This is a genomic window from Pseudoalteromonas shioyasakiensis, from assembly GCF_022398475.1.
Classification (GTDB): domain Bacteria; phylum Pseudomonadota; class Gammaproteobacteria; order Enterobacterales; family Alteromonadaceae; genus Pseudoalteromonas.
Map to the genome: position 1 here is coordinate 1 of NZ_JAKEVM010000168.1, position 8,526 is coordinate 8,526.

The following is an 8,526-nucleotide window of genomic DNA, read 5'->3' on the forward strand; positions in this document are numbered from 1 at the left end:
GTTTTATTTAAGTTTCGCTCGATAAATTTTACACATAACCTAAGTGGAGCGAACAATTATGCTTTCAGTTCAACAATCACATCAAACTCAAGTTCAAGAGCCTGCCTTTGTTTGCACGCGTGAAGGAGGTCAATTACGTGACCGCCTTGAGCGTAATATTAAGCAAGGTTTTGCTGCAGCCTATGACGCGAAAATTTCGCAGTTCATGCCGCTTCTTTGTGAGCTTAATATTGATGATGAATTATGTACGTTAGGCCTTCGCTCTGCATCACAACCTTTGTTTATTGAACAATACCTCCCTGCGTCTATTGAGCACTTTGTTGGTGCCAAGCGTGAGCACATTTTTGAGCTCGGTAATTTATGCTCAACGCATCGAAAAGCCACCTTGGCACATTTTGTTTTAATGAATGAAGCGCTCTATCAAGTAGGAGCAAAATATTTAGTGTTTTGCGCAACCCGTAAAGTGAGAGCGCTATTAAAAATGCTGGGTGTGAATTGCAAAGAAATCGGTGTTGCCAATGCACAAGCACTTCAAGATCCAGCAAGCTGGGGTAGCTATTACGACAATCAACCAACCATTTGTGTGGTTGATCTAAATGAAGCACATCAACGTGTACTAAACACCCCAGTTTTATTCAATATCAAACAGCAGTGTTTGCAGTCATCGCGTGAGCTTGCTGTATTTTTGGAGGTGTTATGAGTTGGTTGACACAATTACCACATAAAGATAGCGATACCTTAATGGTTTGCCACAAAAGCGATGGTGTGCGCTCACTAACTAAAAAAGAATTTACTGAGCAAGTAACTCGTTTACTACCTACTTTGGCAGAATTTGATGCCCAAGGTGTGGCTTATCAATTAGATAACACACCTGCTTGGTGTGTATTAGAAGCTGCGCTTAGCGAACTTAAAAGAGTGGCAATTCCGCTACCAACGTTTTTTACGGCTCAGCAAGTTGCGTTTGGTTTGCAAAATAGCGGAGCAGGGCTATTTGTATGTGACCGCGCTTATGAAGGTGAGCATGCAAAGTTAGTGGCGTTAGTCGATGTATGCAAGCATTACCCTTTGTATGTTTACCAATTGAGTAATACACAGCCTGTGCCATATTTTGCAAACACGCAAAAGATCACCTTTACGTCGGGCTCAACGGGCACACCAAAAGGCGTGTGTTTATCGCTTGAAAGCCAATTGCAGGTGGCAACATCACTTTATCAAAGCATTGGTTTAGAAAAACCAAACCATTTGTGTTTGTTGCCGCTACCGGTCTTGCTTGAGAATTTAGCCGGTGTGTATGCGCCGCTATTAGCGGGCGGTACGGTTAATTTAGTGCCTTTAGCTGAACTTGGTTTTTCTGGTGCGCAGCTACTTGAACCACATAAATTAATAGCCGCAATTGAACGTACTGAGCCAAATACTCTTATTTTAGTGCCTGAGCTACTGACTTGTTTAGTGGCTTTTGCAAAGCAAGGCTGGGAAGCACCTAAAAGCTTAAAGTTTATTGCAGTAGGTGGTGCTGTTGTAAGCCAAGCGCTTATTAAGCAAGCCCGTGAGCTCGGTTTACCCGTTTATCAAGGCTATGGTTTGTCTGAATCGTCATCGGTAGTGAGTTTAAACACTCGCGATGATGATGACATCGACACCGCAGGGCGAGTGCTTAAGCACATTCAATACAAAATTGAAAATGGTCAGCTTTATATCAAGGGTTCATTGTTTTTGGGCTATTTAGGTCAAGCTGCACAAAATGCTGACGATTGGTATGCAACTGGCGATCTCGTTACTGAGCAAGCAGGTCGCTTGGTTATACAAGGCCGTTTGAAAAACCAACTTATCACCAGCTTTGGTCGCAATATCAGTGCTGAGTGGCCAGAGTCGTTATTGCTTAGCCACAGCCAGGTACAACAAGCGGTGGTGATTGGCGAAGGTCAGGCATTTCTAGCCGCACTTATCTATGCAAACCAAGCGATGAGTGACGCTGAACTTGCTGCCCATATTAGGGCACAAAACGCGCAATTACCCGAATACGCACAGATCAGAAAGTGGCATCGAATGGCAGAGCCTATGAGCCACACGCAAGGTTTATTAACCAGCAATAATCGCCCAAAACGCGATGTTATCAATCAATTTTTTGCTGCAGAGATTTCTGCACTTTATCAAGAGGCGACGAGCATGAGTCAATTTTTCAATACATTACAAGCCGAAACACAGAAAGAGCGCGACTACCTTTTAGCTGCGCCAATTATTAGCCGCGTTTTTAAAGGTGAAGTAAGCCTGAGTGAGTATGCATCGTTCTTAACGCAAGCTTATCACCATGTTAAACACACAGTGCCACTGCTAATGGCAGTCGGTGCAAAGCTGAGCGATAAACAAGAGTGGTTGCGCGAAGCCGTTGCAGAATACATCGAAGAAGAGTTAGGCCACCAAGAATGGGTGCTAAACGATATTGCAGCATGCGGTTTTGATAAAGAGCTAGTGCGCGATTCTCGTCCACAGTTTTCGACCGAATTAATGGTGTCGTACGCCTACGATACAATTAATCGCGGTAACCCTTTGGCATTCTTTGGCATGGTTCATGTGCTTGAAGGCACTTCGATTGCATTAGCCGATAATGCAGCAGGGCAAATCCGTGAGGTTGTAGGTTTACCTAAAAAGGCGTTTACCTACCTTACTTCGCACGGTGCACTTGATATTGAACATGTGAAGTTTTTCGAAAATCTCATGAACAAAATTGATAACGAGGACGACCAGCAAGCCATCATTCATGCCGCTAAATGTTTTTACAAACTATACGGCAATATTTTCCGTGACCTCGATATCGAGCCTTTCTTTAGCGAGGCTGACTTGGAGCAAAGCGCATGAGTAGCCCAGTTTGTGTGCTAACCGGTGCAACAGGGGGGATCGGCCGTGCTATTGCCCTTCGCCTTGCAAAAGAAGGTTGGCGTTTATTACTCGTTGGTCGAAATGTGAAGCAACTTGCTGCACTGCAATTGGAATGTGGCAATGATGCTGAGTATTTTCAGGCTGACCTAAGTAACAGTGAATCTCGCGATGAACTTGCTAAGTTTGCTCAGCAAATTGGTGGGGCAAGGCTACTTGTTAATAACGCGGGTGTTAATGTGATGCAGGGCTTTACTGAAATCAGCGAGCAGCAAATTGATCACCTGTTAAATATTAACCTGCATGTGCCCATTAAATTGTGCCAGTTATTTTTACCACAAGTGACCCGCAATAAAGGCACGATTGTCAATATTGGTTCATCGTTTGGCAGCATTGGTTATCCGTATCAAACCTTGTACTGCGCTAGCAAGTTTGGCCTAAGAGGGATGACCGAAGCTCTTGCCAGAGAGCTCAGCCACAGCGATGTGAAAGTATTGTATTTAGCGCCTCGTGCAACTGACACCGCAATTAACTCGCCACAAGTGCGCGCGATGAATAAAGAGCTGGGTAACACCATGGATCCGCCAGAAAAAGTGGCTGATGCATTAATAGATTTAATTAAATCAAAAAAACGTCGTCGTTTTATTGGTTTTCCAGAAACATTATTTGCCCGTATTAACGGCGCATTTCCATCACTCGTTGATAACGCAATAGCAAAACAACTTCCTAAAATTAAAAGTTTTTTTGCCAACTAAATTGATCAAGGTGAATGATTATGACTAAACTAAATTTAAAAGCCCTAATGATGTTAGGTGTTATCATGGCTGCGCCTGCAAAAGCCGACTTTAATAGCGATTTAAGTTCGGTGCAAAAGCAGTGGGCAGTGGTTAATTACGAGTTAGTTGACGATGCGCAGTTAGATGCATTCGAAAAATTAGCAAGCGAAACCGCAGAGTTTACCAAAGCGAACGACCAGCAAGCAGCCAGCCATATTTGGTACGGTATTGTGCTATCGAGCTATGCGGGGGCGAAAGGAGGCTTAGGCGCGCTAGGCCTTGCAAAAGACGCTAAAGCGCAATTTGAAAAAGCGCTAAGCCTAGATCCAAAAGCACTTGATGGCTCGGCATACACAAGCCTTGCAACCTTATACGGTAAAGTACCAGGTTGGCCAATTGGTTTTGGTGATGACGATGAAGCGAAAAAATTGTTTAAGCAAGCGCTTGAACTAAACCCGCGTGGTATCGATAGCAACTATTTATATGCGTCATTCTTGTATGACGAGCGTAAATATAAATCAGCTAAAGAGTTTTTATTGGTTGCACAGCAAGCGCCAGCGCGTCCTGAAAGACCAAAAGCAGATCTTTACCGCCAGCAAGAAATTACTAAATTACTGGCTAAGGTAGAGAAAAAAATAAAGAGATAAACTATGCATTTATTGCTCGTTGAAGACGACCACTTAGTGGCAGAAGGCCTATGTCGTTCTTTACGTCAACAAGGATATAGCGTTGAACATAGTTCTACTGTTCAATCAGCAATGCAGTGGCTGCAAAGTGAAGAAATTGAGCTGGTAGTCCTTGATTTAGGGCTACCAGACGGTGACGGCATTGATATTCTAAAGCACATCAAAAAGCATCGTAAAAATATACCTGTGGTGATTTTAACAGCCAGGGGCAGTATTGATGATAAAGTCATGGGGCTAGATTTAGGCGCTGATGATTATCTAGCAAAGCCCTTTGATCCCGCAGAATTATTTGCCCGTCTACGGGTTGCCAGCAGGCGTTTGACCCAAGCACAAACCAGCACTTTAAAAGTTGGCAATGTTGAAATGGACACCGCCGCTTTTACCGTGAGCTTTCAAGGTGAGCCAGTAAACTTGCCGCGCAAAGAGTTTATGCTTCTTAAAGCCTTGCTAGAAAACCAAGGTCGTGTGCAATCAAAACAGCAGTTAGAAAGTAAACTGTATGAATGGGGTGAAGAGGTGGGGTCTAATACCATCGAAGTACACATTCATCACTTGCGTAAAAAATTCCCTAAAGAGTTTATTAAAACCTTACGCGGTATTGGTTATGTGGTGGGTAAACGCTAGTGTCAATTCGTAAAAGGCTGACTTTACTCATTTTGTCTATGGTGATCTTAACCTGCTTTTTGGCTTTCACTAAAGGTTACCGTGAAAGCATGAATCAGGCTGAAGCACTGCTCGATAATGAGTTGGTAACGCTGGCACATGTGTTAATCGAACAGCCACTCAGTAAAGAAACCCCAGCTTATACCAGTGATTTACCACAGCTATTGTTTCAAGTTTGGGTCGATGACAGCTTGGCCTCAAGCTCAAAATCATTGCAGCAAAATCTTAGTAATCAAAGTCAGTGGCAAACCGGGTTTAGTGTTGAGAACTTAGCTGGGCAACGAGTCAAAGTGTATCGCTTAAGCGAAGGTAATAAGCGCGTGCTTATTGCAGAGCCTTTGAGTAAACGTGTGGCGCTAACCGAAACCGTGATTCTATCGGCCATGACGCCGCTGTTATGGAGTGTGCCTATTCTTGCACTCCTTATTAGTGTATTTGTAAAACAAGGGCTTGCACCATTAACGCGGTTATCAAATCAACTTAAACATCGTCAAGCAAATGACTTTACAGCTATTCCTTGGCAAACACCCGAGCAAGAAATAAAACCCGTAATTAGCCGCTTAAATGACCTATTTAAACGCGTTGAAAGTGCTTATTTACGAGAGCGCTTTTTTGCCTCTGATGCAGCCCATGAACTGCGAACGCCGCTCAGTAGTTTAAAAATCAATGTACATAACTTACAGGCCCAAGGTGTTGAAAGTGTTGAGCTAGATGCGATGGAACAAGGCGTTGATAAACTAAGCAATATCGTTGAACAAATGCTGATTTTGGGGCGTACTTATCCAGAGCAATGGCAAGCGCAATTTAGCCCCGTGTCGGTGTTAGAAATTAGCCAACAAGTTGCCTCACAACTTTATGATCGTATTGACGAAAAAGATCATACCATTAGCATCGATGGCGATGATTTTATCATCGCCGGTGATGAGTTTACCTTGCTCACTTTGTTTGGAAATTTACTGAGTAACGCCATAAAATATACCCCAGCTGCGGGAGAGATTTGTATTACTCTGAAAACCGAAAAAAATCGTTTTATCTGGCAAATAGATGACTCGGGCCCCGGTATTGATGAAGCTCAAAAACAGCGCATTTTTAACCGTTTTTACCGTGTGGGTGGCGATAAACATCCATCAGGTGAACAAGGAGCCGGGCTTGGTATGGCCATTGTTGAACACATAGTATCGATTTATAACGCCGATATAGCTTTAGCTGACAGTCACCTTGGTGGCTTGCGGGTGAGTGTCTCTTTTATGCAAGGAGATGTCAGTGAATAAATGGATTTTGGCAATATCTATGCTGCTACTATTTATGTCGTCTTGGCTTGCCTATGCCAAAGAGTACAAGCTGATTTTAAAAGATCATTTGTTTTACCCTGCTGAAATTAAAGTTCCTGCCAATAAAAAGCTACGGCTTTTGATAGAAAATCAAGATGACACTCCAGAAGAGTTCGATAGCTTTGATTTAAACCGTGAAAAAGTGCTCTACCCAGGCCGTACGAGTGTCATTTATATTGGGCCGCTCAGCCCAGGGCGTTATGACTTTTTTGGTGAATTTTCGCCTAATACAGCCAGAGGAACTGTCGTGGCTACGGAGGTGAATGATGCTGATAACTAGTTTATTAATGAGCATTAATCAGCTTTTGCCTGTGGTGATTTTAGCCGTGCTTTTGAGTTTAATTGTGCCTTTAAGCCAGCGCCAACTGAGTGTTTATGCAGTGATTGGTACGCTACTAAGCTTAGTGTTTGTGCAAGGCGCTGCTTGGCTGAGCCAGTTATTTGATCACAGAGGCTTAGAGTTCATTCAAATGCTGCTGTGTATTGTCATTTTTATCGCTGCATTAATTAGCTGTCAGCAACGAAAAATAGCGGCTGCGCTGGCCTTGATTGCAACCATGACGTTGTATTTAAGCCATTACATGATTTATTTAGTCAGTTTTTGGCATAGCAGAGATACTGCTGAGCCATTGCTACTGGGGACATGTTTAGGTGTGGGCATTTGTATTAGCTTTGGCGTGTTGTTGTTCTTTTTGCTTGAGAGTATTGCTAAGCGCGTAGGCGAGCAGCCATTGGTTGTGTTGCTTGCCTTAAATGCAACAGCAAAGCTATTGATATTTCTTGATTTAGCAAGTCAGATCGATTTACTCGATGTGACCTCAAATTATTTAGATTGGCGTGGGTTTTTAGTTGAAAACTCAGAGCTTGGGCGCGTATTAAAAGCCTTAGTGGGCTACGAAGCTACGCCGAGTAAAACCGCGCTATGGGTGTATGTCATTGCAGCATTGGCATTTATCACCTTAGTTCGCGTGTTAAAAATTAAAAAGACCAAGGAGCCTGTATGCGGTTCTTAATAGTTAGTTTAAGTTGCTTGTTTTTAATAAGTATCAGCCAATTTGCGCAGGCAGATGGCATGGTGGTTGATAAGGTATATCACCCTTATGTGATGCCGTTTGAACGTGAAGTTGAGTGGCGCTTGGTGTCTAGGCAAACCGATAGCGGCAATGTACTTGCACAGCGTGCAGGCTTTGGCGGCGCAATTAACGACACCATGAGCCTTGAAGGCTACTTGGTTGGCGAGCGCGATGATAACGGTGACTTTGGTTTATCTTCATATGAAGTGGAGTTACGCTGGCAGTTGGTCGAGCAAGGCCGTTTGTGGGCCGATTGGGGGGCGTTATTTGAGCTTGAAAAACAGCATACCCTAGATGCTTACGAAGCAACGACCGGCTTTTTATGGGAAAAAGAGTTTGGTCGTACAAGCCTGACTATGAACGCATTTTTAGTGTATGAATGGGGAGCTGATATTGAAAACGAGTGGGAAAGTGAGTTTCGCTTACAGTATCGTTATCGCTATCGTTCGGCTTTTCAACCATCAATAGAAGTCTACGCGGGTGAGGACTTTATTGGTGTGGGGCCAGGCTTTATTGGCTTACACAGATTTAGCCCTAAACGCCAGCTAAAATGGGAAGCAGGTTTTATTAGTGAGCTTAGCCAATCAGGCAAAGATCATAGCTTTCGCTTGGCTTTAGAGTTTGAATTTTAATGTCGATAGTGTTTGACTTATCAAACTAACTCTATATAGTGGGCACCAGCTAGAAAGAAAGCGTGTAATTAATAAATCTTTATTTCGTTGTTGTATAAGTAATACTTGTAGTACCGTCCTGAAGTTTTTAAGTACCATCTCATTTTTTGCTACACCCGCCCGCTAGGGCATGTTTAATTTTTTATATCAGGAATAATACTATGTCTAACATCGTATCAGGTACAGTTAAGTGGTTTAACGAATCTAAAGGTTTTGGTTTCATCGAGCAAGAAAATGGTCCAGACGTTTTCGCTCACTTCAGCGCTATCAAAAGCGAAGGTTTCAAAACTTTAGCTGAAGGCCAACGTGTAGAGTTCACTCTTTCACAAGGTCAAAAAGGTCCTCAAGCGGATAACATCACTCCGTTATAATTTTTACTTTTAGTAAAAATTAAGAAGAAGCAAGCTACGGCTTGCTTTTTTTATGCCTAAAAATTGACTGGGCTAGTGAAT

General features: G+C 43.0%; 10 protein-coding genes and 1 pseudogene. All 11 read left to right on the forward strand.

Translation table 11 applies throughout. The annotated features are described in order from the left end of the window. Nucleotides 1–58: 58 nt before the first annotated feature. Nucleotides 59–700: a thermostable hemolysin gene (locus L1D51_RS19335; protein WP_055021779.1), complete on the forward strand. Its 642-nt coding sequence runs from the start codon at nt 59–61 to the stop codon at nt 698–700. After that, nucleotides 697–2,154 (forward strand): annotated as a pseudogene (locus L1D51_RS19340) (AMP-binding protein); the annotation flags it as partial. The gene L1D51_RS19335 and the pseudogene L1D51_RS19340, both read left to right, overlap by 4 nt. A gap of 12 nt (nt 2,155–2,166) precedes the next feature. Further along, nucleotides 2,167–2,856, forward strand: coding sequence for an iron-containing redox enzyme family protein (locus L1D51_RS19345; RefSeq protein WP_200907870.1), 690 nt, complete (start codon nt 2,167–2,169; stop codon nt 2,854–2,856). Beyond that, nucleotides 2,853–3,629, forward strand: coding sequence for an SDR family oxidoreductase (locus L1D51_RS19350; RefSeq protein ID WP_055021780.1), 777 nt, complete (start codon nt 2,853–2,855; stop codon nt 3,627–3,629). The genes L1D51_RS19345 and L1D51_RS19350 overlap by 4 nt, the downstream gene beginning before the upstream one ends. Nucleotides 3,630–3,649: 20 nt before the next feature. Next, nucleotides 3,650–4,297, forward strand: a complete 648-nt coding sequence (locus tag L1D51_RS19355; protein ID WP_054563177.1) for a tetratricopeptide repeat protein — start codon at nt 3,650–3,652, stop codon at nt 4,295–4,297. Nucleotides 4,298–4,300: 3 nt separating this feature from the next. Further along, nucleotides 4,301–4,960 carry a response regulator transcription factor gene (locus L1D51_RS19360; protein ID WP_055021781.1) on the forward strand — a complete coding sequence of 220 codons (660 nt, stop codon included), beginning with the start codon at nt 4,301–4,303 and terminating at the stop codon, nt 4,958–4,960. Continuing rightward, nucleotides 4,960–6,270: an ATP-binding protein gene (locus L1D51_RS19365; protein ID WP_239964549.1), complete on the forward strand. Its 1,311-nt coding sequence runs from the start codon at nt 4,960–4,962 to the stop codon at nt 6,268–6,270. Before L1D51_RS19360 ends, L1D51_RS19365 begins: the two co-directional genes overlap by 1 nt. A 19-nt stretch (nt 6,271–6,289) precedes the next feature. Continuing rightward, nucleotides 6,290–6,610, forward strand: coding sequence for a cupredoxin domain-containing protein (locus L1D51_RS19370; RefSeq protein ID WP_239964550.1), 321 nt, complete (start codon nt 6,290–6,292; stop codon nt 6,608–6,610). Then, complete coding sequence (locus L1D51_RS19375; protein ID WP_235575501.1) at nt 6,594–7,343, forward strand: iron transporter; 750 nt, start codon at nt 6,594–6,596, stop codon at nt 7,341–7,343. The genes L1D51_RS19370 and L1D51_RS19375 overlap by 17 nt, the downstream gene beginning before the upstream one ends. Further along, complete coding sequence (locus L1D51_RS19380) at nt 7,331–8,035, forward strand: hypothetical protein (RefSeq protein WP_054563182.1); 705 nt, start codon at nt 7,331–7,333, stop codon at nt 8,033–8,035. Before L1D51_RS19375 ends, L1D51_RS19380 begins: the two co-directional genes overlap by 13 nt. A 200-nt stretch (nt 8,036–8,235) precedes the next feature. Further along, nucleotides 8,236–8,445 (forward strand): cold-shock protein, encoded by a 210-nt coding sequence (locus L1D51_RS19385; protein WP_004587186.1) that lies wholly within the window; start codon nt 8,236–8,238, stop codon nt 8,443–8,445. The last annotated feature ends 81 nt before the right edge of the window (nt 8,446–8,526 follow it).